The following is a 23,160-nucleotide window of genomic DNA, read 5'->3' on the forward strand; positions in this document are numbered from 1 at the left end:
ATAGTATTAACAGGGTGTTAGCGCTAGTTACTCAGTCCTTTCCGGAGTATTGGGAATCTTGTTGATCAGTACATTTGGCTTACCGGCTTTCTTCACTAAATCAAAGGCATCATACAACTCCCCCTTCGCTGTAAATGCATTGTAAGACGCTGTATCTCCTCCCACTTTTATCACCTGAAACAGCTGCGTATTGGCGGCTTTGCGCTCCATCCATTCATCATCGCTAATGTCATACATCTTAGGGCCGCTCACCGACACCACGTACATCGTACCCGAACGATCCTCCCTCACGCCTGCCCCTGTCGACACATTGCTGACCATTCCTCTTCCGTAAGCATGATCATGCCCCTGTAGCACGAGGTCTACCTGGTGCTTGTCGAACAACGGCTTGAAGATTTCTCTAAGCGTCAGATTGTCCCGATTGGGTTTGGTGGAAAAAACCGGGTAGTGAAAGGTGATCACCGTCCACTTTTTTGGGTTATTGGTGAGTACAGAATCCAGCCATTGCGCCTGCAAGGCTCTGAAGTGTTCCGATTCGTCGATCTGTTCAGCATCGAGAGACACCAGCTTCATCTGCGGAAAATCAATTACATAACAGGTTTCCTCCAAGCCAGCGGGGCCGTTTTTTGGTAGGTTAAACTGGGGGCGCCATTGCGGAGAAAGCACCACATCTTTGTACTCGTGGTTGCCTGGAGTCATCACCGCCGGCACCATAGCATGAATAAAACCGCCGGCATGAAACCATTCTCCCCATTCCACATCCCTATCGTGCCGGTTGATCAGGTCGCCTGCGTGCAACATAAAGTCGACATCTGGCAGGGTGTGGTAAGCCTCCCGTATCACCCTCGACCACATCGATTTCACGTCGTTTTGGGCATCACCGAAATAGATAAAAGAAACCGGGCCATTTTCTTGCGGCATCTCGATCTGGTACCATTCTGACCAGTAGGGCTCGGAGCCCACCCGGTATACATATTTCCCTCCCGGCAGCAACTCACTAATAACTGCTGAATGGTAATTGGCCGATATTTCAGGTTCTTCTTCCCGTGCGACTGTCAGAGGTTCCGTAGCGGCTGCGATGGTTCTAACACTGTCTTTGAACTCAGGGCCATCGGAAGCAACAGCCACCTCCACAGTACCTTGGGTGATTTTGGGGGAGGTGCGCCAATTAACAGCTACCGAATGAATAGGATCTTCGGTCAGATTAAGAATGACCCGGTCAGGTTCGTTGCCTGGAAAAAGCAGCTTCGCATTCGGGAGGCTGTCGGCTGGGCTTTGTTGATGACTATGCTCATGGCCGTGGTGGTCTTCAGCGCTGTTTTGCTGGCAGCTAAAAAGCCCAAACACAGCGACTAGCGTCATAATACCGAGTGAGCCGAACCGAATCAATTTATTTAAGATCATTGCAATGTTGTTGTTAGTTGAAGATAATCTCTTTGCCTTTTACCTGGCCTAAAGTAATTATTTTTTCTTCCTGCGAAGATGAAGATTTGTTAACAGGAAGAGAAGCAGTAGAAATTGTCGCAAGAAATTCCAGAATAAATGGCTAAGTTTTGACATTGTTTTAACCAACACCCCATCAAAAAATGACACCGAAGCGTCCATTCCTTATCCTTTTTCTGCTATTCGCTGTTGGCTTATCCGCTAGGGTCGTTGCCCAAAGCAACCTAACTGCCGACAATGCACTGGAGAGTTATTTGAACAACGGCGACCAAACTTACGAATGGATGGTGACCGATACCTTCGAAACTGAAGGAGTAACGGGGTATCAGCTCATTTTAACCTCTCAAAAATGGAGAGAATACACCTGGAAGCACCAGCTAACAGTATTTGTTCCGGCAAAGATGACCCAAACCGAAAGCCTCCTGTTCATCTCAGGTGGCTCAAACAAAGACAGCCAGCCCAACCTGAGAAGCAATCAGGACGAGCTTAGCAAAGCCATGGCTCATATTGCGGCTACCAATAGCGCCATCGTGTCTCTTCTCCGACAGGTGCCTAATCAGCCGCTGTATGGCGACAAGACCGAGGACGTGCTTATCTCCTACACCCTTCACAACTTCACGGAGACACGTGATTATACCTGGCCCCTGTTGTTTCCCATGGTAAAGAGTGTGGTAAAAGGAATGCAGGCGGTACAGGAGTTTTCGAACGAACAACTGCATCAACCAGTGAACGAATTTGTGCTATCGGGGCTTTCCAAACGTGGCTGGACAACCTGGCTCACCGGAGCCAACGACGACCGGGTAATTGCCATCGCTCCTATGGTGATTGACGTGCTCAACATGCCGGTAAGCCTGCAGTACCATCTGGAGGCGTGGAATGAGTACAGTCCCGAAATAAATGACTACGTGAGCCTGGGTATTCCACAGGCTTCGGCTACCGAGTCAGGGCAAAAAATCAATGCGATGGTTGATCCGTACTCCTACCGGGCAAAGCTTAACAAGCCCAAGATGATCTTCATTGGCACCAACGACCCCTATTGGCCAGTGGATGCTATCAAGCACTATATCGACAGCATTCCCGGGCAAAATTTCATCCACTATGTGCCCAATGCCGGCCACGACATTGACGATCACCCACAGACTTTTAAAGCATTAAACGCATTTTTCAGCTTCACTGCCCATGGGAAGGCTTATCCGGCGTGCGATTGGGACATCGACATCAAGGGAAAAGAAATTGTGCTGACAGTCACTCCTTCACCAAAAAAACTGGTCGATGCCACGCTTTGGCTGGCAACATCCAATGACCGGGACTTCAGGGATGAAGTATGGGTGGGGAAAAGCCTGAATGCATCAAAGGCAAAAGAAGTAGTAGTGAAAGAAGCCTACCCTGCTTCCGGTTTCAAAGCATTTTACGTTGACCTGAAGTATTTAGACACAACGGGAAATGAATTCACCGAGAGCACCCGGATGTTTGTTGCAAACCCTCAAAAAGTGTTTGTCGACTGACGCCTGCAGGATCCAGGACTCATACTCTTCGCAAGAGCAACCTGGTATTTACACCAAAGGTTCTCCCCTCTCGGCAGGCTTTTAGTAATATTACTTGCCTAAAAAGACTCAATCATGACCAAGCGAAGTCTCGCCTCAGCAGTGCTGTTCCTTTCCTCTCTACTTTGGTATGGATGTACCAAAACCACAGATACACCACCACTTATCGAAACCGGCGTATCGCTCGAACTGGCCAACCATCGGAAAACGGCCATCAGCGCCCTTGGCTACCAGCTATCACTCGACATCCCGGACGACAAATCAGAAGACATCCCTGCCTCAGAGGTGATCACTTTCAACTTAAGTAAAAACGACGCTGACCTCCAGATAGACTTCAAAGAAGATTCGGATCATGTTTTAGAGGTCGTTGTTAACGGCACGGCCATTCCCGTCGACCACCGGGAGGAACATATCATCGTTCCAAAAAGCGCATTGAAACCCGGCTCCAATAGCATCAAAATCACTTTCATTGCAGGCAACCTCTCCCTTAATCGCAACGACGAATATCTTTATACACTATTAGTGCCCGACAGAGCCCGCACGGTCTTCCCCTGTTTCGATCAACCCAACCTGAAGGCTTCGTATCAACTGAGTCTCACCATGCCTGGCGACTGGCAGGCACTTTCCAACGGCCCCCTGGCCGATTCGGTGATTTCCGGAGAGCGAAAAGCGTTTAACTTCATGCCTTCTGATACCATTAGCACCTACTTGTTTGCTTTTGCGGCAGGCAAATTTCAGAAAGTCACCCAAACCATCAATGGCCGTACCATGAGCCTTTTTCACCGTGAAACCGACGAAGAAAAGATTTCCGAAAGCATTGACACAATATTTTACCTGCACGACAAAGCCCTCGATTTTCTCGAAGAGTATACGGCCATCCCCTACCCATTCAAAAAGTTTGACTTCGTTGCCATTCCCGACTTTCAGTATGGAGGCATGGAGCACGTAGGAGCCATTCAGTACCGTGCTTCGTCTCTTTTCCTGGATAAAACCGCTACCCAGAGCCGCAAAATTGGCAGAGCCAACCTCATTGCGCACGAAACAGCTCACATGTGGTTTGGCGACCTGGTCACCATGGACTGGTTCAACGATGTGTGGATGAAAGAGGTGTTTGCCAACTTCATGGCCGACAAGGTGTCCGAGGTAACGTTCCCAGATACCGGCACCGACCTCAAATTTCTGCTGGCTCACTACCCCGCAGCCTATGCAGTCGACCGTACTCCTGGTGCTAACCCTGTGCGCCAGCAGCTTGATAACCTGAAGGACGCTGGCAGCATGTACGGAGCCATCATCTATCATAAAGCCCCCATTGTGATGAAACAGCTAGAAATGCTGATGGGAAAACAGGAATTCCAACGAGGTCTGCAGCAATACCTGTCTGAGTTTGCCTTTTCAAATGCAACCTGGACTGACCTGATCAATATACTTGATCAACTAACCGATGAAGACCTGCTGGCATGGAATAAAGTGTGGGTAGAAGAGCCATTCAGGCCCGTTTTTAGTTATGATCTGAAGGCCAATGAAGGCTTGATAGCAGCCTTAACCATCTCTCAAAAGGAAGAAAAAACGAATACCACATCCTACAGTGATAAAGTTTGGTCGCAATACTTCAAGGTTGGCCTGAGCTACGGGGACAGCCTCATTCAGGTGCCTGCGCTTAGCTACCGTGCGGTTGCGGACGTCAGCCAGGCAACAGGCAGGCCTAAGCCAAATTATATCGTTTTCAACACCTCTGGCGAAGGGTACGGTGTGTTCCCAATCGACTCGGCCATGCTTCCTTACATAGGCACATGGAACGATCCGGTTGCGAGAGCATCAGCCTATATTAACAATTATGAAAACATGCTCAATGGCGACGGCATTACGCCCACCGAGCTGTTAGCACTGAATATTGCTCTGCTCTCTCAGGAAACAGAGGAGCTTTCTGTTCGACAACTTACCAGTCAGCTAAGTGCGACCTATTGGCAGTTTATTACCCCATCAAACAGGAAGCTGATCAGCCAATCATTGGAAAGCGATGTTTGGGCAGCTATGGAACAAGCCCCTTCGGCCAGCATCAAAAAGATGCTATTCGGGGCATTCCAGGAGATTGCCACCTCAGAAAAAGGAATGGAAAAGCTTTATGGCATTTGGAAGTCGCAAGCGCCACCAAAGGAGGTTAAACTATCTGAGGACGACTACACTGGCCTGGCGGCCACGCTAAGCCTGCTGAGTCACCCAAAATCTGACGAAATTCAACAGCAACAGCTTGCAAGAATTAATAATGGTGATCGAAAAAAACGCTGGGAATTTCTTCTTCCTGCGCTATCAAGCGACACCGCAACCCGCAACACTTTTTTTGAGAGTTTGAAACTAGCCGAAAACAGGGAAAAGGAATCGTGGGTGACCACCGCTGTTTCTTACCTTCATCATCCGGAAAGGCAGCATGTCTCTATTGGCTACTTAAAAGAAAGCCTTGAGCTGCTTTCTGACATACAGGCTTCTGGCGATATATTTTTCCCGACTGCCTGGCTAAGCGCTACTTTCGGGGCCTACCAAAGCGAAGAAGCAGCATCAATCGTCGACAGCTTTCTTTTGGCCCACCCAAATTATCCTCTGAAACTGAAAGGAAAGATATTGCAAACAACCGACGACCTGAACAGGGCCAGCAGGCTGGTGAAGAGTCAATCAAATCTCTGACCTTAATTGATCTTAATTAAGATGAAAGGGCTGATTACTCTTTCTTTGCACTGTTCTTGTTGTCAATAGAATCACGTGAACAAGCAAGCTGAGCACAATAGCCACGCCTACCTCTAAAAATGTGAGCATATGAACACTCGCTTTAATATGGTGAGAATCATTGAGCAACTCCCTGCCATTGTTCGATTGAATTTCTGTTAATTGGTGCAGGTCACTTAGCATAGCATTGAAGCGATCCCCTCCTTCGTTTTCCAGCATTGCCAGTGCAAGCCTTGAATCATTTGCGTACGACAGGTTTATCACCTTGTTCTCGAGTTGGTCGTAAGCCTCCCTTCTTTCCTTAAACTCACTTAAAAGACTCGCCTCATCCAGTACAAAATAGGTTTTTTCAATTTCAGTCAGCAGCGAGTCAATTCTGCTATCATAGGTATCGAGCTTGTCGGTTAAATCCGTTTTCTCAATACTCGGGGCCAACACATTCTTTTCAAGGATCAACCGCTTTTGATAAAGAGTTTCCGTGATATAAAAAAACTCAGTCGCTGGCATAAGCCTGTCATTGTAAATGGAGGTGAATGACCTGTCCATGCTGTCTATGTCTCTTTGCATTACGAGGTTGCTTATCACAAGCAAGGCAACTATTATTGCTAAAATGACAGAAACTCGCATTTGATCGCCTATTTTGAAAGCCCACCTCATCGCATAGTTCTTTTAAAATCCCATTAACGTGAATTCACCTGATCCCAGCATCCTGACTGACATAGTTAAGACAAAAATGCCGTTCGGCAAATACAAGAATGTTTTAATATGTGACCTACCCGAAAACTACCTTGAGTGGTTCAAGAGTGCCGGCTTTCCGCAGGGGAGGCTTGGTATGATGCTTTCTACTATGTATGAAATTCGGCTCAATGGGCTGACCGACCTGCTCAGTCAACTAAAAAAAATCCACAGAAACCCATAGGTTACTGAAGCCGTTAAACCCACGAACGGCGCCGTTGCACTTATGTAAATACAAAAACAACCAAGATTTCTTATATTTACAATGTCAATTGGCTTAATAATTGCGTTAGGTGTGTAAATTATTTTTGTGTATGAAATTAAGAATTGTTCAATTAACCCTGATATCAATTCTCGCATCTGCCTGTATTACCGGACTGTCGGCACAATCTACGGACAGTGTGAGCATCGTCAAGAAGTTTGATGAATTGGTTTTAAAGTGGGATTTATTAGCCGTAGAACTGGGCCAATACGAAGGCCTGGACAAGTATTGTACTGATAAGTCCTATCAGGACAATGTAATCAAGACGCTCGAAGAAATTCACCATTATGATACACTGCTCTACCAAACGCTTGCAAAGAAAGCACGGTACGACAAGAGTGCAGAGATCAAAAAGACGCTCAAACAAATAGAAGAGTTTGAAACTGAGTACAAAGGCCCCAGCTTTCTGAAGAAGCTTCACGATGAATGTGTCGGGCGGAGAGAAATAGAGAAAGACTACAAAGAAACCAGAAATGACATTGGCATGAACTCCTACGATGGGCAAGTGCTTGTTCTGGAAGCAGACCTTAACAAGTATGTCCAGCACATCACCAGGTTAATGGATCACATTGAGGAGCATATCCACCATTTGCATCTTGAATAGCCGCCATGTGGCAAATACGTAATTTCTGAAATCCGCCCCTTCTTCGGTTAACCTGGCGCCCTGCCTGTCATATATTTGTGTATTCCTGCATCCTTCCAACCGAAGCCTGTTCTAGTTAAATCACCTGGTGTATCCATGGCTGTTTTAAAACTAGATATAGATGAAAAAATATTTGCTTGTACTAATCACTGCGGCAGTTCCGCTGCTACCGTTGCAGGCAAACGACGGTGAAAACGGGATTTTCAAAGACTTTAAAGAGCTAACCCACAAGTGGTATTTTGTCTCAGATAAGCTTGTAACCTACAGAGGATTGTCAAAATACTGTGGCGACCCCACTTTTCAAGATGAAGTGAAAAGTGTATTAAAAGAGATCCACGCCTACGATAGTGTCCTTTATATTCGTGTGTCTTCGATGATGAAGGAGAACCCAAGCAAAGAGTTGAAAAAGACGTTGAGACAAATCGGCCATTTGGAACACAAGCTAAATGCCCTCTCGCTGTCGAAGACGTTGTACAGTGAGTGCCACAACCAAAGGCAGCTCGAAAGAGAGTACAAAAAAGTAAAAAACTATTTTGGAGCCCACTCCTTTGACAACCAGATTGTAGTTACAGAAGTCTTCTTAAAAAAGCACGTTGACCGGATCAACAAAATCATGGAAAACATAGAAGACCACTTCCATCACCTCGACGCAGATTAAGTGGGCCAGGAATCCGATGTGGGAAATACGTAATTTTCCAAAATTGTCAGCTCACCAATATTTGAGCACCAATTCCGTTCCCTACATTTGTTGTATTCCTGCAACACTACCACATGTTCTGTACTAGTTTGTTTACAAAGGCATTGCCATTGCACAACTAAACATATACTATGCTCAGACGTCTTGCTCTTGCCGTTTCCTGCCTCTTTTTGGCTGGAAATACATACGCCACTGGTGACCAAAATGAAAGTGCCCTTCTGGTCAGTAAATTCAACGACCTTACCAACCAATGGGCTTTGATCTCTTACGATCTCAGGACGTACGACGGGCTTAAAAAGTATTGCGCAGATCACTCCTTTAGAAGGAATGTAGCAGAGACCCTCAATGGCATCCACCATTACGACAGCCTTTTATATGAAAGACTAACTGTAAAGGCCAGGTTCAGCAACAACCATGAAATCAAGAAAGTAATTCATCAAATTGAGGCATTTGAAACCAAGTACAAAGCTTCCAACTTTTCAAAAACCCTCTCGGAGGAATGCTCCGATCAACGGTCTCTTGAAAGGAATTCAGATGAGTTAAGAAACGACATCGGCATGAACTCGTACGACAGTCAGGTAATTTTGCTGGAGGCTACTCTCGATAAGTATGTAAAAAATATTACGAAACTAATGGACCATATTAATGATCACATCCACCACTTGCACATTGATTGAGTAGTCCTTCCGCTAACGCTTCACAAACGCTAATACCTGTGGCAGTTCCGGGCTGACTAGTACCCTACCTTCAATGTCGACTACCGGCAATGAGATGTTTCCCATGAATCTGGCAGCTTCAAGCTTTCTCAGCATCTCATCTGCCTTATCCTGATCGGCATCCACATCATAAAAAGTATACTTTATGTTGAGGGAATCCATCTTCTTTCTGAAATTAATACAGTGATCACATGTATTAACTCCATAAACAATCATTTGCTTTTGATTGGCACTTTCAGCTGCCTTGTTTTCAGAAGTATCCTTCGTAACTGGTCCGCACGAAAGCAATAAGACAAATACCGAAAGGATGGAAATGGCTGTAATGTTATTTTTCATAGCCCAATCTTACGGATTTTTTATCTTTATCCATACTGGTTTTGTACATAGTAAGAAGAGCTTTACACAATGGGTTGCAACTCGTTTTGGCCAACATGTGTCATCATTTAATTATTCATTTGCAATGCCCGGTAAAAGCCTTGTATATTAACGCTGACGATACAATCAAAATGATGCAAAAGATCAGTCTGTTTCTTTTACTATCTGCCATTTACTTCGGCTGTTCGGTAAAGGTGGTGTCTTTCGAGAACCCCAGAACAAACTTTGGAAAATTTGAGGAGTACACTCTTAAGCGGCCAATGGCCGATAACAAGGACCTGACACCTGAAGGCAAGCAATTCATTGCCAGCTTCGAAAACGCCATTAATTCCGAGATGAAAAAGAGAGGCTATGACCTCACCTACTCTCCTGACCTGGAGGTAAGCTACGATATCGTTTCGAGCCGACAACGGGATACAAATGTAAATAGAAGCCCCTACTACTATAATCCGTGGTACTATGGAAACTACTACAATGTGTCGCAGACCAACTACACCGAAAGCATTGTTATTGTGGAGATGAAGGACGCTACCACAGGCAAAACCGTGTGGCAGGGTAGTCTCGACCTTCGCTACACACGCAATTCCAAAAAGAAAGACAGCATTATACCTGATGCTGTCGAACGAATCTTCAGCGACTACCCCTACCTGGCCGGTAGCAATAAAAAAGTAGAGGTCGAAGGAAAAAAGAAGAAAGGGTGATAATAAAGTATCATGGTGCAAGTGTTTAGTTAAATACCATTCTTTCCCTACCTTTGCGGCTTCAATTGCAAAAAATCCATTTATGATTTCTGTTTCTAACGTCTCTCTCCAGTTCGGAAAGCGTGTATTGTTTGATGAGGTCAACATCAAGTTCGTTCAGGGTAACTGTTATGGTGTGATCGGAGCCAATGGCGCCGGTAAATCCACATTCCTTAAAATTCTATCCGGTGAAATGGCCGCAAATGCCGGGCATGTAAGCATGGAGCCTGGCAAAAGAATGGCTGTTTTGAATCAGAATCACTTCGAGTTTGACGAGGTGCCTGTTATTGAAACGGTGATGATGGGGCACAAAAAGCTATGGACAATCATAAAGGAAAAAGATGCCATTTATGCAAAGCCTGATTTTTCAGAGGAAGATGGCATCAAAGCTTCCGAGCTGGAGGCAGAGTTTGCAGAAATGGATGGCTGGAATGCAGAATCGGACGCTGCTGCCATGCTCAGTGGCCTTGGCATCGTAGAAGCCGACCACTACAAGCTGATGAAGGAATTGCCCGGCAACCTGAAGGTAAGGGTGTTGCTTGCCCAAGCCCTGTTCGGTAATCCCGACGTGCTTATTCTTGACGAACCTACCAACGACCTCGACATCCGCACCGTGTCGTGGCTGGAGGACTTCCTCTTGGAATTCAAGAACACAGTCATCGTGGTTTCTCACGACAGACACTTTTTGGACACCGTGTGTACTCATGTGGTTGACATTGACTTTAGCCAGGTGAAGCTATACACTGGTAACTATAGCTTCTGGTACGAATCGAGCCAGCTAGCCCTTCAGCAAAGAGGGTCTGCCAACAAAAAGGCTGAAGAGAAAAAGAAAGAATTGCAGGATTTCATCGCCCGTTTTAGTGCCAATGCTTCCAAGTCGAAGCAGGCCACCAGTCGGAGGAAGCTGCTCGAAAAAATCAATATTGACGACATTCAGCCCTCCACCAGGCGATATCCAGCCATTATATTCAACCAAAGCCGCCAAGCTGGCGATCAAATTCTGGAGGTAAAAAACCTTGGCTATTCCGCCGACGGAGTCAATTTCTTCTCCGGACTGGATTTGTTTGTTAACAAGGGAGATAAAATAGCGGTGCTTAGTAAGGACAGTATGGCCATTTCGGCATTCTTTAAAGTGCTCATGGGAGAACTGAAGCCTACCAAAGGCGAGTTCAAGTTTGGCCAAACCATTACAACGGCCTACCTGCCTAATGAAAACGACAAGTTCTTTAATACAAGTGACAACCTGATCGATTGGCTGCGCCAGTTTTCAGAGGGAGAAAAAGACGAAGTGTTCATCAGGGGCTTCCTCGGAAAGATGCTTTTCTCCGGCGAAGAAGTCTTTAAAAAAGCAAGTGTGCTTTCGGGTGGCGAAAAGGTGCGTTGTATGATCAGCAAAATGATGCTGGCTCAGGGCAATGTACTGATCCTGGACGAACCCACCAATCACCTCGATTTGGAATCCATACAAGCATTCAACAACGCCCTGGCAGATTTCCCTGGCACGGTGCTTTTCACCTCTCATGACCATCAATTTACCCAAACAATTGCCAATCGGATCATAGAACTAACGCCAAATGGTTGCCTTGATAAACTGATGACTTACGATGAGTATGTGGAGAACGAAAAGATTACAGCGCAGAGAGAAGAGCTCTATGCCTGATCGGCTATAACCAGGGCAAGCGTTTTGAAAAGCTTTCCATCGGAAACGAGGTGACCGCTGCTCAGCATCAGAAAAAGCTCTTCTTCACGTACAGTGTTGTAACGCTTTTCGGAGGTGAATAGCTCAATATCCGACGGAGGGCTGTCCAGGGCCTTTTGCAAAAAAGCCGGATCGGTAAAATCGGCCGCCTCCCCCCCATGCATCCCGCAAAGAACAATTTTCTCCTGGAGACATTGATAGGTCATTACATGACTCCTTGTTCTGATTTCCAAAAACTCAGTTTTCCTCAATACGTCTTCGAAAACCACGTCGCTGAACAAATCCACTATTTTGTCGGCCTTGGCGGGAGTTTCCTTCTTCAACTTCTCCCAGTCGTCTGCGGTAATGCCATTGACGATCAAATAGTCAATAAACTCCTTTTCAAGTGTTGTCAGTTCTTCCCTTGTCAGGGTACGGTACTTTGCCATAGGTGGCAAAGATAAGGCTCAAAACCTTTTCATTGCGCCAAAAATAGCACTAGAAATTAGTTGGTTCAATTTCTCCTCTGCAACGCTATGACAATTAAGCTCCCTCCGGCCCAGCTAACATTGAGACAGGGTTTTCAGCTTGCTTGCCAATGTGCACAGGAAAATCCGCAACTAAGTTTTATATCAACTACCTTTGTGCTCAAGAATCTCAAAATGATCGATCAATACTTAAGCAATCTGGGCATTTCTAAGCTCAACGAAATGCAAGAGGCTACAATAAAGGCCGCTGGAAAAGAAAAAGAGCTCATCTTACTTTCCCCCACAGGCTCTGGCAAAACCCTGGCTTTCCTACTTTCCCTTCTCCCACGCCTGGTAAAGGATCAGCAGGGGATGCAAGCACTAATCATCGCACCTTCGAGGGAGCTTGCTATCCAAATCGAACAAGTAGCCAGGGGAATGGGTAGCGGCTTCCGTGTCAATAGTTTCTATGGAGGCCATTCACTCAGAACAGAGTTGAACAACCTCAGCAACCCCCCAGCTATCGCTATCGGCACGCCAGGGCGGCTGCTCGACTTGATCACAAAAGAGGCTTTCGAAACAACGAGTATTAAGCACCTTATTCTGGATGAGTTCGATAAGTCGCTAGAAATGGGCTTTGGAGGTGAAATGTCAAGCATACTTGAACATCTCACCAACCTTAGAACAAGGTTTCTAACTTCTGCCACGCAGGCTGTCAAAATCCCTTCTTTTCTTAAAATGTCTGCGCCTTATACGCTGGACTTCACCACCAGGTATGAAAACAAGGAAAGCAAGTTGGATCAAAAAATGGTAGTGGCCGAGGGTAACGACAAGCTTGATGCCCTCTTCAAGCTCCTGTGTCTTCTGGGTAGCAAGAAAAGTTTGATATTTTGCAACCACAGAGAAGCCGTTGACAGGATCGGCGAGCTGTTGTCCGTCAAAGGTGTGGAACACAGAACCTATCATGGAAAGCTGGAGCAGGACGCCCGTGAAAAGGTATTGGCTCAGTTTCGCAACGGCAGCGTCAACGTATTGCTCGCTACAGACCTGGCGGCCAGAGGGCTTGACATCGCCGAAATTGAAAACGTGATACACTACCAGCTTCCTCAAACGCAGGAAGCCTTCATCCACCGGAATGGCAGAACGGCCAGAATGAATGCTTCTGGCAGCTCTTACCTTTTGCTGCTTCAATCGGAGAAGCCACCAAAGTACCTGGCCAAAAAGCCTCAACTGGTAAACCTGCCGGAAACGCTGCTTACTCCCCCAGCCCCCACCTGGTCAACACTTGAGTTTTCGGCCGGTAAAAAGGATAAAATCAATAAAGTAGATATTGTTGGTCTGCTCTTCAAAAAAGGTCTTTTGGAAAAGGGAGACATCGGCTTAATAGATGTAACCGACAAGGCTGCCTATGCCGCTGTAAATAGAGAGAAAGCTGTAAAAACTGCCATCAAAGTGAGTGGAGAAAAAATAAAGAAGGTAAAGGTCAGGGTCTCGGTACTTTAGAAAAAGTACGAAACAGAAAACACTGTGAATAAAAACAGAAAGGCCCGCTTCGCAGCGGGCCTTTCTTTTGCAGATATAATGAATATGACTTAAGCAGCTGCCTTTTTGGCGTCAGCAAGTGATACCGCCTTGTGAGGTTTGATCTCTATTACACCCATTTTATCAAGCAGCTTGATAATATAGTAAGTTGGATCTATTTCATGCCAGCGAATGCCACCAAAATTTGCACGATTCCCGTATTTGTGGTGGTTATTGTGATAGCTTTCGCCCATCATCAGAAAGTCTACGGGCAAGAAGTTCCTGGAAGTGTCGCCAACCTCAAAATTTCTGTATCCATATTTGTGAGCAAACCAGTTGATAATCGCTCCATGAATAGGCGACAAAATAAACTGCAATGGCAGAAACAACCACAACCACCATGCATCAGCATACAAATAGTACACTCCTACATATAACGCACCCCAAAACACTCTTGAATACCATGAACGAGCGAATTTATCAAAGGCATCCCATTTTGCAACGCCTTCAGTGAATCTCTTCTCCGGCACTACTCTTCCACTGGCAATATCTGAGTAAATGGTTTTTGTTTTCCACATCATCTTGAAAATGGTCTCATCATACTTTGGAGAGTGAGGATCATTTTCTGTGTCGGCAAAAGCGTGGTGCATCCTGTGCATCACACCATAGCCGTAAGGGCTCAAGTAATTTGACCCCTGAAATATCCAGGTAAGTACAAAGAATACTTTCTCTGTGAACTTACTCATCGTAAACGCACCGTGCGCTGCATACCGATGTAGAAAGAACGTTTGAAAGAACAATGACAAGTACCACTGGGCAATAAAAAAGGGTATGATAACTTCCATCTTGTTAGTAGTATTTTTTTACGGTTTAGATTTGACCTGTTTGTGATCTATTCCCTTAAGACAAAGTCAAATTTAATTTGTGACAGAATTAATAAAATATTTTTTTTCGTAGTGGCAACATAGCCATTTACCTGGCCAACTAAGCCTTTTGGCTGATCTCAAGTCTCAAATCCTCAATGAGCTCTTTGGGCTCCCCAAATGAGCAGGCTTTCTTGAAACTTTCGATAAGCTGGGCTGAGCTTACCATATCGAAATTTATCTTGCTGGTATCTATTGCCAGTTTCTCCTTAGCTCTGGAAAACAACTGGCGACAGTTCTCTTTCTTTTTATTGACAATCTGCTGAAGTTCGTCGTACTCAATATTGAACACCTCCCTCAGCAGGTACACTGCTCTCTCCACAGGCTCCAACTTTTTATGCAACATTGCCAATGCAGTGGAAATTTCGTGCTCTATGTCGATATGAGAAATTTCCAGCTTCTCAACAAACTCCATTGGGTTAATGGCATCAAGATATTCGTTCTTCTTTCGTTTGATCGAATTGAGATGATTGATGCAGCTATTGGTCACCGACTTAATCAAATAGGCCTTTGTGTTTTTTATCTTCTCCTGATCGAGTGTCAACCACTTCAAAAAGGTGTCCTGCACAATATCCTCAGCATCTTGCCATGAGCCTACCATCTTCATGGCGAGCCTGTGAAGTAGAGGTTGGTAAAGCGTTATCGTTTGAGCCTGATTCAATTTCTTAAATTATATGCAAAGGTAAAGTCAATACCCTTAGTTAGCACTATTTGTTTTCGATTATTTACCTTCTGAACAATCGAAAGAGCAATAAAGTGCAATTTCGTACGGTATTTGACAAGGTTGGATTAATGTGCGCTGGGGAAAATGATGGCGAGCGAATGGCAAGTGGGCAGCCGATCAGGCCCAAAAAAAGCAAAACGGGCAGGGATTAGTCATCCGCTGCCCGTTTCATTTTTCACCAGCCTTAACCAGTGAAAAACGTCAAGCTATTGTTCATTCGCCTCAATCGCAACGTCACCTGGGTGGCACTACGCTCGACAAGATTCAAAGTACGCCGATCATTCGACTTTCCTTTTTCTTCCCTGAGCCCTGCTGGCTCAGCAAACTATCTTTCACTTGATGTATTGAATTTCCATATAAAAATTTGCAAACGCAACTGCGTAAGTACGCACTTTTCAACAACTTATACACGGGATTATCAACACCTGAGTCCCTGTTGTTCACGATTATATCAACATGATATCCACAATTGTCTTCTGGTTTACTTTCTCAATCAAGGTTTCATCCTAGCTTTGCTTCATGTACATAGCCATCAATAAAACAACTACACTGGCCCTCGGTATTTGGGTATCACTTCTCGTTGCATCCTGTGAGACAAAAAAGAGGCCGTCTTCGAGCGACGAATCAATCACTGCTCGCATTCAGCAAATGCCTCCTGCGCTTCAGGAAGGCCTTAAGGCCCATGGTGGCCTTGAAGAGTGGGTGAAATATGGCACGTTGACTTATACAGTGGCCTCCAAAAATATTCCAGAAGACCATTTGATAGACCTGAATAGCAGAAAAGTACTCATCACTACAGACAGCACCTTCACAATGGGTTTTGATGGGCAGGACGTTTGGGTTAGCCCAAACCTGGCAGCCTACCCAGGTTCGTCAGCCACTTTTTACCATAATCTTGTATTCTATTTCTTTTCCCTTCCTTTTGTGGTCGCCGACCCAGGGGTGAATTACACCGCTTTACAAGATATCACATTTGATGGAGTGGCTTATAGCAGGATCAGCATTTCTTTTAGCGATAATGTGGGTGAGTCGCCTGACGATCAATATATCCTATGGTTCAGAAAGTCAGATCATTTGCTTAGCATGATCAACTACTCTGTTACGTATTTTGATGCTGTTAATGCCGGCAAATTCAACGCCATGGTTTACGATGAATGGCAAACGGTTAATGGCTTAAAGGTTCCTAAAAAATGGACCTCCTACAAATGGGAAAACGATTCTCTTGGAGACAAACGAGGCGCTACTTTAATAACAGATGTGTCCTTTCAGGAAGGAGCTCCGGATGCTGCCTTATTTCAAAAGCCTGAAACAGCCGAGATCGATAAAGGCAATTAATAGTTATTTTTTCAAATGATGAAGCTTGGAGACAGGCCATTTCACGAGCCATTTGGAACCTGTTTTCAAAGCTCTGTTGAGAATGGCCTTTATCTCTAAATGCTGCGATGTTCTCAAATGAATCATGTAATAAAAGCCCCGGAATTGTACGTCGGTTACCGTAGCTTCCACCCCTCTTCCTTCCGCCTCTAACGCCACATCTTCCGGCCGAACCATCCACTTGCCGTTTGCTTCACAGGATTTCACTCCTATTGATTCCAGGTTTTTTCTGGTAAAGATGTTTGCCTCTCCGAAAAAAGCAGCTCCATAGGCCGTGGCTGGCTGGTTGTACATTGTCTTTGGGGTCGCCAACATGTCCATTTTGCCCAGCCTTAAAAGAAGTATCTTGTCCGCCAGGGAAAGTGCTTCTGCCGGGTCGTGTGTGACCATAATAACGGTGATGCGGAGTTCCCGGTGAATCTGCTTCAAAACAGTCGTCATCTCGCTCTTAAGCATCACATCAAGGTGGCTGAACGGCTCATCCAGTAGCAGCAGCTCTGGTTCATCGGACAGGTTAACAGCCCACACCACTCTTTGCCTCTGCCCGCCCGACAGCTGATCCGGCCTCCGCTCTTCCAGGTCTTTTAGTCGGCAGATTTTAATAAGTTCTTCTACTCTTTCCGATTTGTACGGATCGCTGAAGGCCCTCAGAGCATGCCTTAGGTTTTCCCTCACCGTCATCTTCTCCTGTAGCTCCAATTCCTGGGTAATAAGCTTTATATGGTTATAGCCAGGAACTAACCGGTCGACGGGGCCCTGGATAAGACTACCCCCCCAGGTGATTTTTCCATCGCTTAAATCCACCAGGCCAGCTATCGATCGCAACAATGTCGTTTTGCCGGACCCGCTGGCGCCAGAAATGACCAAAAAAGAACCCCGGGGCAGCTTGAAACTAAGCTTCGAAAGCGCTCTTGTTTCAACCCCGGGGTACTTTACACTGCATGTATTAACTTCCAAACCTTCGGGCATGCCCAAAGGTATTTCATTTTTTTAACCCAATCGAATTTTAATCAAGTTGGCCAATAATTTAAGGCTTTCGTCGAGATAGACGTCTTTCGGTTCTTTTCTATCTGTGCCAGCTTCTTTCACCTCTGAGTCGTTTATCTGAGTACTAAGGTCTCTGATGGACTCCCTGGCTGCTCTCACGTTATCGATTTCAGCCTTTCTTATGTTGTAGTTCAACGAAATTTCATTTTTCGAGCGTGCTTTCTTTGCTTCTTCTATGTCGTACTGTAGCTCTTTGAACTCCGCATTGTTCTGCAAGTCAAGCGAATAAATGCGAGTAAGTTGCTCTATTAGCTTGCTGTCGATTTTATTTACTGGCGTAAAACTTGAGCTTCTGATTTGGTCCCATGGCAAAGCGCTTGGCTGCGAGCTTTCACCAAAGCTGTCCGCATCATAGGCAGATGGGAACTCGATATCAGGCTTCACGCCCAGGTGCTGCGTGCTGCTCCCGTTGACTCTATAATATTTGGACAACGTAAGCTTTACCTGCCCGAGTTTGGCAGTTTCCTGTGGCAAAAACTGGTCAAGATCGACAAGCTGCTGCACTGTGCCTTTGCCAAAAGAATTTTCGCCAATGATGATGCCTCTTTTGTAGTCCTGAATGGCGCCGGCGAAAATTTCGCTAGCCGATGCACTAAATCTATTGACCAAAACTGCCAATGGCCCATTATAGGCTATCTCACTATCTTTATCAGTTCCCACGTCAATTGATCCATCTGCATTTTTTACCTGCACTACGGGCCCCTTAGAAATGAATAGACCAGACAAGTTGATGGCTTCCTGAAGGGAACCACCTCCGTTGAACCTCAGGTCCATCATCACGCCGTCTACACCATCAGCCTCCAACTCAGCGAGGAGTCTTTTCACATCCCTGGTAGCACTCTTATAGTCCTTCTCCCCTTTTTGAGCTCCCTCCCAGTCAAAGTAAAAAGACGGCAGAGTAATCACACCAAGCTTATAGGTCGTCCCGCCTTCAGTATAAGGCACAATCTTTTTAGAGGCTGTTTCTTCCTCCAGCTTCACCTTGTCCCTTACAAGACGTAGCTCAACGGGCAAAGAGCCATCAGGTGCATCGTGAGGAACAATTTTCAAACGAACAACTGTTCCCTTCGGTCCTCTGATCAGCTGAACGACATCATCCAGGCGCCAGCCGATTACATCAACAAAGTCTTCTTTGTCTCCCTGAGCCACCGCTACAATTTTATCGTCTTTATAAATCTGTTTGCTCTTATAAGCCGGCCCGCCAGGAATCACCTCATACACTTGTGTATTGTCCATTTGCTGGGTCAGCCTTGCACCAATGCCCTCAAGGGATTGTGCCATATCAATCTGAAAGTTCTCCGATGTGATGGGCGAGAAATAGTTAGTATGTGGGTCAAAAGCCTCGGTAAATGAATTCATGAACATCTGAAAAGCATCTTCGCTGTTATACTGTTCAATCATTTTGTGATAGCGTCCATAACGGCTTGCCAGGGTGGTCTTGATGTCTTTCCACTCCTTGCCTTCAAGCTTCAATCCCAGCGCCTGGTATTTGATGGTCTTTCTCCACAATTCGTCCAACTCGTCAAACGACTTAGCCCAAGGCTCTTTTTCCCGATCTGGTGTAAACATCTCATCTGAGGTGAAATCAGGCTCGGTCTCCAATATCTTATTCACCTTGCTGATTCGATCCAGGGCTCTTTCCTGATACAACCTAAACATTTGAAATGGCACATCGATATTTCCGGTAAGCAGATAATTATCGAAATAATCTTTGTAGCGCTTGAAATATTCAATATCGGATGCGACGAAGTACATCCTGTTGTTGTCCAGATTGGTGATATAGTTGTTGAATATCACATTAGAGAGAGAGTCATTCAGCGGTGTTTTTCTGTAATGATTCTGGAGAAGCAGGCGAGTAATGAGGAGTGCCTCTTTGCCGTGTTCTGCATTTGGTACAATCAGCTTTGTTGTGTCAGCAATAACTTCGGCTCTTGAGGCTGAAGCTTGAATACCTGTGCCCAATAGCATAAACAAAAGGGCGATCCATAGGAATGATGCTTTATTCATAATTTTGTTTTGTCAATAATAATGTATCCAACGAAAATTAGGCCAGAATGATCTTTAGAAAAGAAATATTTCCATGATCGGGAAACAGTTTTGGCTGCTTACTTTTTCAATCCGGCATATATAGCCCAAAGAATTTCTGAAAAGTATTATTTAAAAACAAAAAAAGCAGGTTTCCCTGCTTTAAATATCATTATTTGTTTGTGGTGGCTAATACCTAACCACTTTGCCACTGCTATTTTGGTCGGCAATCAGCCGGTCAGGCGTTCCCTTGTAAGTAACTCTGCCGCTGCTGCTAACATCTGCCATTAGCTCCCTGGTTACCGACACATTCACCTTCCCGCTGCTGCTGACGTCGGCCCTCACCTTTTCACTTTCCAATTCAAAGCCATCGTAGTAGCCAGAGCTACTCCCATCTATTTCTTGAGAAGTGGCCCTGCCACGAAGTGTCACCCGGCCACTGCTCGACACATCCACCTCAAGGTCACTGCAATTTACCGCCAACGACATTCTGCCTGAGCTACTGGCATCGGCATAAAAAGAAGTTGCATTAATAGTTTCTTCGGCAGTGACTCTGGCTGACGAGGCTACTGACACCCCTTCAAGTTCCCGATAGGTCAGCCTGATTTTTATACTGCCCCTCCAGTTTCTGTTCCACCCATCAAGATGTATCTTCAGCTTACTGCCCGACACCTCAGTCAAAATGTCTTCAAGATCAACCTCGTCGGAAGTGATTTCAGCCCTTTCTTCGTTGCCCTTAACCAACTCGACCTCAATAGATTGAGAAACGGATAATTGGTTGAAAGACTTTAGCTTTCTGGTTTCCTTCATCTGGGCATTTACCTGAAAAGAAATGAGCCCGGCAAAAAGTAGTATTATAAGATGTTTCATGTGTGCAGTATAGTTTCGTTAATTAGTGCTTTGGTGAAAGACCGAAATTTAGGACAGGGGTTGCAATTGTTTGAAAAACTTTTCGTTTCGATGAGGAAAGAAGTTATACCGGCTAATTAATGATGAGATTTTGTGTGTTGTCCGTTGTTTTTCTGGTGGCTGGAAGTTTGTCGGCCCAGAGTCCTGCAGGAAACAACAGTAGGATATTAGAAGTAAGCCCCGAGCTTTCGGTACAGACATTAACCCCCAACGATCAAGGGGGATATGAGCTTTCATCAGGCGAAAAATATTTCACTTCGTTGGTGGTCAAAATATCAGGCACGGATACTTTCGAAAACTCTTCCCTGGTCGCCGACGGCAGCATTTACCCCATTGAGCTTGATGAGCACGCCGACTTAGACCGAGAGCTACAGAGTCTTCCTGTCATCTTCGACTTTCCCAGGCAAAGTGCAAGATTGCTACTACCCAACGTGAGCGAGTCATTTTCAGTCTATTACATTAATGCAGGTGAGTTACCATCTTCTGCCCGCACAGCCGGTGAGCTCAAACCGTTGATCACAATGCCAGGCAGCTGCGAAGAGCCCGAAAGCGTCGATCAATGCGAATGGCGAAAGGGCCTTTCTGCCCCTTCTTATTCGAGGAGTTATACCGAGACGGAACACCTCATTGTCCATCATTCTGCCACCTCCAATTCGCTTACGGATTATTATAATGTGGTTCGAAACATTTATATCTATCACACGCAGGTAAACGGCTGGTCCGACATCGGCTACAACTACCTGATTGCCCCTGATGGCACTATTTTTAAGGGTAGGGATCCCGAAGATGGAGAGCAAGACCTTGTGCTTGGAGCCCATTTTTGCGGAAAAAACTCTACCACCATGGGTGTTTGCATGATGGGCGACTATAGTAGCACAGAGCCGAAGGAAGAGGCCATTTCTGCACTGAAGGCACTGCTCACATGGAAAGCCTCCAAAGACATGCTGGACGTGCTGGGAAGCTCGCCTCATCCATTAAACGGCGATTTAAATACCATTGCAGGACACAGGCAGGGCTGTGCTACACAATGCCCCGGCGACAAAGTATTTGAACGGCTTGAAACCATAAGGCAGGACGTCTTTGCAAATTTGCAGGCTTGTAGTGATCCGCTGGTAGTAAGCACCGTTACGTTTTATCCAAACCCAAGCGAAGGAGATGTGCTCATTGAACTGCCAGAGGAAACGGAACTTGAAGCTGTTGATTTGGTGACAATGAGTGGACAAAAACAGTCCATTGGACTAATCAACGAGGGCCTTAATGGGTACCGTGCAGTGACCTCTTTTCTTCAACCCGGAGTTTACGTGATGATGTTCAAACTAAAAAATGAACTCCCTCAATACAAAAAAATAATTCTAAGATAAGTACTTACGCTCTCAATGAGCTTTCACCTCAGCCAACTCAAGAACCTGAGCAAGGTAAAACTGCCTGAAGTACAGCTCTCTTGACTCCTCGTCCAGAAAAGCATCTTTTGCCTTATTAAAATGTCTTACTTCTTTTGTTTTTAGCAATTTGAGAAGTCCTTCCGAAATTTTGTTATCTAATAGCATGGCAATAATAATTATAAGTCTTTGCTTTTCAGGAAAGCAACATTAGCTCTTAACGTTGCTACCCCCCATTTTTGTTACTTTTTTTCCTGGCTGATCCAGTCAGGCGAAGAAGCCTACATGCGCAAAGCAGTGCTGCGTGTAGTAACCTTCCTCTACTTATTGTCAACAAAAAGACGGTTTACCCCCATGCTGTTTTAAAAAAAGAATGACTTTATTGATTTTTTTTGATGATGACCTGCGCACTGGACACGCTACTCATGCCGAAATAGCCAAGTATTACTCCCCCATCATCGTTCAGATATTTCAAGTTTCCCCTAACCAGCGAGGGTGGTGTGCTGGTCGACTTCCCGAGGCCAATAGCCTGTGTATTAAGGTTTTTCAGGTATTCAAAGGCGGCGGCGTCAATTGTATATTGACTCACAGTTATGGTGTCGTCTACCTGAAACAACAGGCTTGACAGCTCAAAACCGAATTTCTTTCCGTTAAAAAAACGATCGGTGATCAAAATCAAGTCTTCAGCTCTGTCATAAGATATTCCATTCTCTGACACTTTCCATCTGTAGTAGTCATTCTCAGTGGCCGGATCCGACACGAAGCCCGTCACCAAATAGCCTGAGGTAAATGACAAAGTTTCGGGTACAAAAATATTTGGCACGAAAGAGTAAGTAAGTGTGTCGATCGGTGGAGCTGCTTTAAAAGAGTTTTCGGTTGAAATAATGATCTTGTCCTCCCATTCAATCACCAATTTGTAATTGACACCCGGAGTGCCGACAAACTCCGCCGAATCCGTTAAATACTCACCAGGAATTTCTGAGTTTTCGGTCAAAAAGTAGTTAACTCCCTTAGAGGTGATGTATACCTTTGCATCAGATATTTTTGGGTTTGTTTCAGGAGAATCAAATGGCAGCGTCTGCGAAAGCCTGACACGGTAAGGGCCAGGCTGATCAGTAATCCACCCCTCAACCACCAGATAAGTGCTACCGGATGGCAGGTCGATTGAGATGGGATCCTCGCAAGCCTGAAGCAGAAAAGAGGTTAAAACAACAAATAGCAGGGCTGATTTTCTCATCCG

Annotated in this window: 22 protein-coding genes; 11 read left to right on the forward strand and 11 right to left on the reverse strand. The window is 45.4% G+C overall.

Annotation, left to right across the window (positions count from 1 at the left end):
- Positions 1 to 27: 27 nt before the first annotated feature.
- Positions 28 to 1,404, reverse strand: a complete 1,377-nt coding sequence (locus tag ACMVP2_RS27225) for a metallophosphoesterase (protein ID WP_416865957.1) — start codon at positions 1,402 to 1,404, stop codon at positions 28 to 30.
- Positions 1,405 to 1,586: 182 nt separating this feature from the next.
- Here ACMVP2_RS27225 and ACMVP2_RS27230 point away from each other — a divergent pair, with 182 nt between their 5' ends.
- The gene (locus tag ACMVP2_RS27230; protein WP_416865958.1) at positions 1,587 to 2,948 is read left to right on the forward strand and encodes a PhoPQ-activated pathogenicity-related family protein; all 1,362 of its coding nucleotides are present in this window, start codon (positions 1,587 to 1,589) and stop codon (positions 2,946 to 2,948) included.
- A 114-nt stretch (positions 2,949 to 3,062) separates the two neighbouring features.
- Entirely contained in the window at positions 3,063 to 5,666 is a 2,604-nt protein-coding gene (locus ACMVP2_RS27235; RefSeq protein ID WP_416865959.1) for a M1 family metallopeptidase, read from the forward strand.
- A gap of 12 nt (positions 5,667 to 5,678) precedes the next feature.
- Here ACMVP2_RS27235 and ACMVP2_RS27240 read toward each other — a convergent pair whose 3' ends face one another.
- A complete protein-coding gene (locus ACMVP2_RS27240) occupies positions 5,679 to 6,362 on the reverse strand; it encodes an MCP four helix bundle domain-containing protein (RefSeq protein ID WP_416865960.1) in 684 nt (227 codons plus the stop codon).
- 28 nt (positions 6,363 to 6,390) lie between these two features.
- Between ACMVP2_RS27240 and ACMVP2_RS27245 the strand changes: the two genes are divergently transcribed.
- The 4 genes from ACMVP2_RS27245 to ACMVP2_RS27260 all read left to right on the forward strand — a co-directional run bounded on the left by ACMVP2_RS27245 (position 6,391) and on the right by ACMVP2_RS27260 (position 8,719).
- The gene (locus ACMVP2_RS27245; RefSeq protein ID WP_416865961.1) at positions 6,391 to 6,624 is read left to right on the forward strand and encodes a DUF3820 family protein; all 234 of its coding nucleotides are present in this window, start codon (positions 6,391 to 6,393) and stop codon (positions 6,622 to 6,624) included.
- A gap of 130 nt (positions 6,625 to 6,754) precedes the next feature.
- On the forward strand, positions 6,755 to 7,306 hold the full coding sequence (locus ACMVP2_RS27250; protein WP_339789291.1) for a hypothetical protein: 552 nt from the start codon (positions 6,755 to 6,757) through the stop codon (positions 7,304 to 7,306).
- Between the two features lie 160 nt (positions 7,307 to 7,466).
- Positions 7,467 to 8,003, forward strand: coding sequence for a hypothetical protein (locus ACMVP2_RS27255; RefSeq protein ID WP_339789288.1), 537 nt, complete (start codon positions 7,467 to 7,469; stop codon positions 8,001 to 8,003).
- A 170-nt stretch (positions 8,004 to 8,173) separates the two neighbouring features.
- Positions 8,174 to 8,719 carry a hypothetical protein gene (locus tag ACMVP2_RS27260; protein ID WP_416865962.1) on the forward strand — a complete coding sequence of 182 codons (546 nt, stop codon included), beginning with the start codon at positions 8,174 to 8,176 and terminating at the stop codon, positions 8,717 to 8,719.
- Positions 8,720 to 8,731: 12 nt separating this feature from the next.
- Here the strand turns inward: ACMVP2_RS27260 and ACMVP2_RS27265 are convergent, their stop codons facing one another.
- A complete protein-coding gene (locus ACMVP2_RS27265) occupies positions 8,732 to 9,094 on the reverse strand; it encodes a glutaredoxin family protein (RefSeq protein ID WP_317492030.1) in 363 nt (120 codons plus the stop codon).
- 170 nt (positions 9,095 to 9,264) lie between these two features.
- Between ACMVP2_RS27265 and ACMVP2_RS27270 the strand changes: the two genes are divergently transcribed.
- A complete protein-coding gene (locus ACMVP2_RS27270; protein WP_339789280.1) occupies positions 9,265 to 9,834 on the forward strand; it encodes a DUF4136 domain-containing protein in 570 nt (189 codons plus the stop codon).
- An 82-nt stretch (positions 9,835 to 9,916) separates the two neighbouring features.
- Positions 9,917 to 11,533, forward strand: a complete 1,617-nt coding sequence (locus tag ACMVP2_RS27275; protein ID WP_317492032.1) for an ABC-F family ATP-binding cassette domain-containing protein — start codon at positions 9,917 to 9,919, stop codon at positions 11,531 to 11,533.
- Here ACMVP2_RS27275 and ACMVP2_RS27280 read toward each other — a convergent pair.
- Positions 11,524 to 12,000: a DUF6495 family protein gene (locus ACMVP2_RS27280; protein ID WP_339789277.1), complete on the reverse strand. Its 477-nt coding sequence runs from the start codon at positions 11,998 to 12,000 to the stop codon at positions 11,524 to 11,526. The genes ACMVP2_RS27275 and ACMVP2_RS27280 overlap by 10 nt on opposite strands.
- A 213-nt stretch (positions 12,001 to 12,213) precedes the next feature.
- Between ACMVP2_RS27280 and ACMVP2_RS27285 the strand changes: the two genes are divergently transcribed.
- The gene (locus ACMVP2_RS27285) at positions 12,214 to 13,521 is read left to right on the forward strand and encodes a DEAD/DEAH box helicase (RefSeq protein WP_339789274.1); all 1,308 of its coding nucleotides are present in this window, start codon (positions 12,214 to 12,216) and stop codon (positions 13,519 to 13,521) included.
- Positions 13,522 to 13,610: 89 nt separating this feature from the next.
- Here the strand turns inward: ACMVP2_RS27285 and ACMVP2_RS27290 are convergent, their stop codons facing one another.
- Positions 13,611 to 14,384 carry an acyl-CoA desaturase gene (locus ACMVP2_RS27290; RefSeq protein WP_317492035.1) on the reverse strand — a complete coding sequence of 258 codons (774 nt, stop codon included), beginning with the start codon at positions 14,382 to 14,384 and terminating at the stop codon, positions 13,611 to 13,613.
- Positions 14,385 to 14,523: 139 nt separating this feature from the next.
- Positions 14,524 to 15,123, reverse strand: coding sequence for a sigma-70 family RNA polymerase sigma factor (locus ACMVP2_RS27295; protein ID WP_339789271.1), 600 nt, complete (start codon positions 15,121 to 15,123; stop codon positions 14,524 to 14,526).
- A 582-nt stretch (positions 15,124 to 15,705) separates the two neighbouring features.
- Between ACMVP2_RS27295 and ACMVP2_RS27300 the strand changes: the two genes are divergently transcribed.
- The gene (locus ACMVP2_RS27300) at positions 15,706 to 16,521 is read left to right on the forward strand and encodes a hypothetical protein (protein WP_416865963.1); all 816 of its coding nucleotides are present in this window, start codon (positions 15,706 to 15,708) and stop codon (positions 16,519 to 16,521) included.
- Between the two features lie 3 nt (positions 16,522 to 16,524).
- On the opposite strand, the gene ACMVP2_RS27305 is transcribed toward ACMVP2_RS27300, so the two are convergent.
- The 3 genes from ACMVP2_RS27305 to ACMVP2_RS27315 form a co-directional block, all read right to left on the reverse strand.
- Entirely contained in the window at positions 16,525 to 17,529 is a 1,005-nt protein-coding gene (locus ACMVP2_RS27305; protein WP_416865964.1) for an ABC transporter ATP-binding protein, read from the reverse strand.
- A gap of 21 nt (positions 17,530 to 17,550) precedes the next feature.
- Entirely contained in the window at positions 17,551 to 19,614 is a 2,064-nt protein-coding gene (locus tag ACMVP2_RS27310; RefSeq protein WP_416865965.1) for a carboxy terminal-processing peptidase, read from the reverse strand.
- A 207-nt stretch (positions 19,615 to 19,821) separates the two neighbouring features.
- Positions 19,822 to 20,502, reverse strand: coding sequence for a head GIN domain-containing protein (locus tag ACMVP2_RS27315; protein ID WP_416865966.1), 681 nt, complete (start codon positions 20,500 to 20,502; stop codon positions 19,822 to 19,824).
- Between the two features lie 119 nt (positions 20,503 to 20,621).
- Between ACMVP2_RS27315 and ACMVP2_RS27320 the strand changes: the two genes are divergently transcribed.
- Positions 20,622 to 21,902 carry an N-acetylmuramoyl-L-alanine amidase gene (locus ACMVP2_RS27320; protein WP_416865967.1) on the forward strand — a complete coding sequence of 427 codons (1,281 nt, stop codon included), beginning with the start codon at positions 20,622 to 20,624 and terminating at the stop codon, positions 21,900 to 21,902.
- Positions 21,903 to 21,914: 12 nt separating this feature from the next.
- Here ACMVP2_RS27320 and ACMVP2_RS27325 read toward each other — a convergent pair whose 3' ends face one another.
- Together ACMVP2_RS27325 and ACMVP2_RS27330 are read right to left on the reverse strand one after the other, a co-directional pair.
- Positions 21,915 to 22,088 carry a hypothetical protein gene (locus tag ACMVP2_RS27325; RefSeq protein WP_193217756.1) on the reverse strand — a complete coding sequence of 58 codons (174 nt, stop codon included), beginning with the start codon at positions 22,086 to 22,088 and terminating at the stop codon, positions 21,915 to 21,917.
- 211 nt (positions 22,089 to 22,299) lie between these two features.
- Complete coding sequence (locus tag ACMVP2_RS27330) at positions 22,300 to 23,157, reverse strand: DUF4249 domain-containing protein (RefSeq protein WP_416865968.1); 858 nt, start codon at positions 23,155 to 23,157, stop codon at positions 22,300 to 22,302.
- Between the last annotated feature and the right edge of the window lie 3 nt (positions 23,158 to 23,160).

The organism is Imperialibacter sp. (assembly GCF_048007035.1).
Classification (GTDB): domain Bacteria; phylum Bacteroidota; class Bacteroidia; order Cytophagales; family Cyclobacteriaceae; genus Imperialibacter.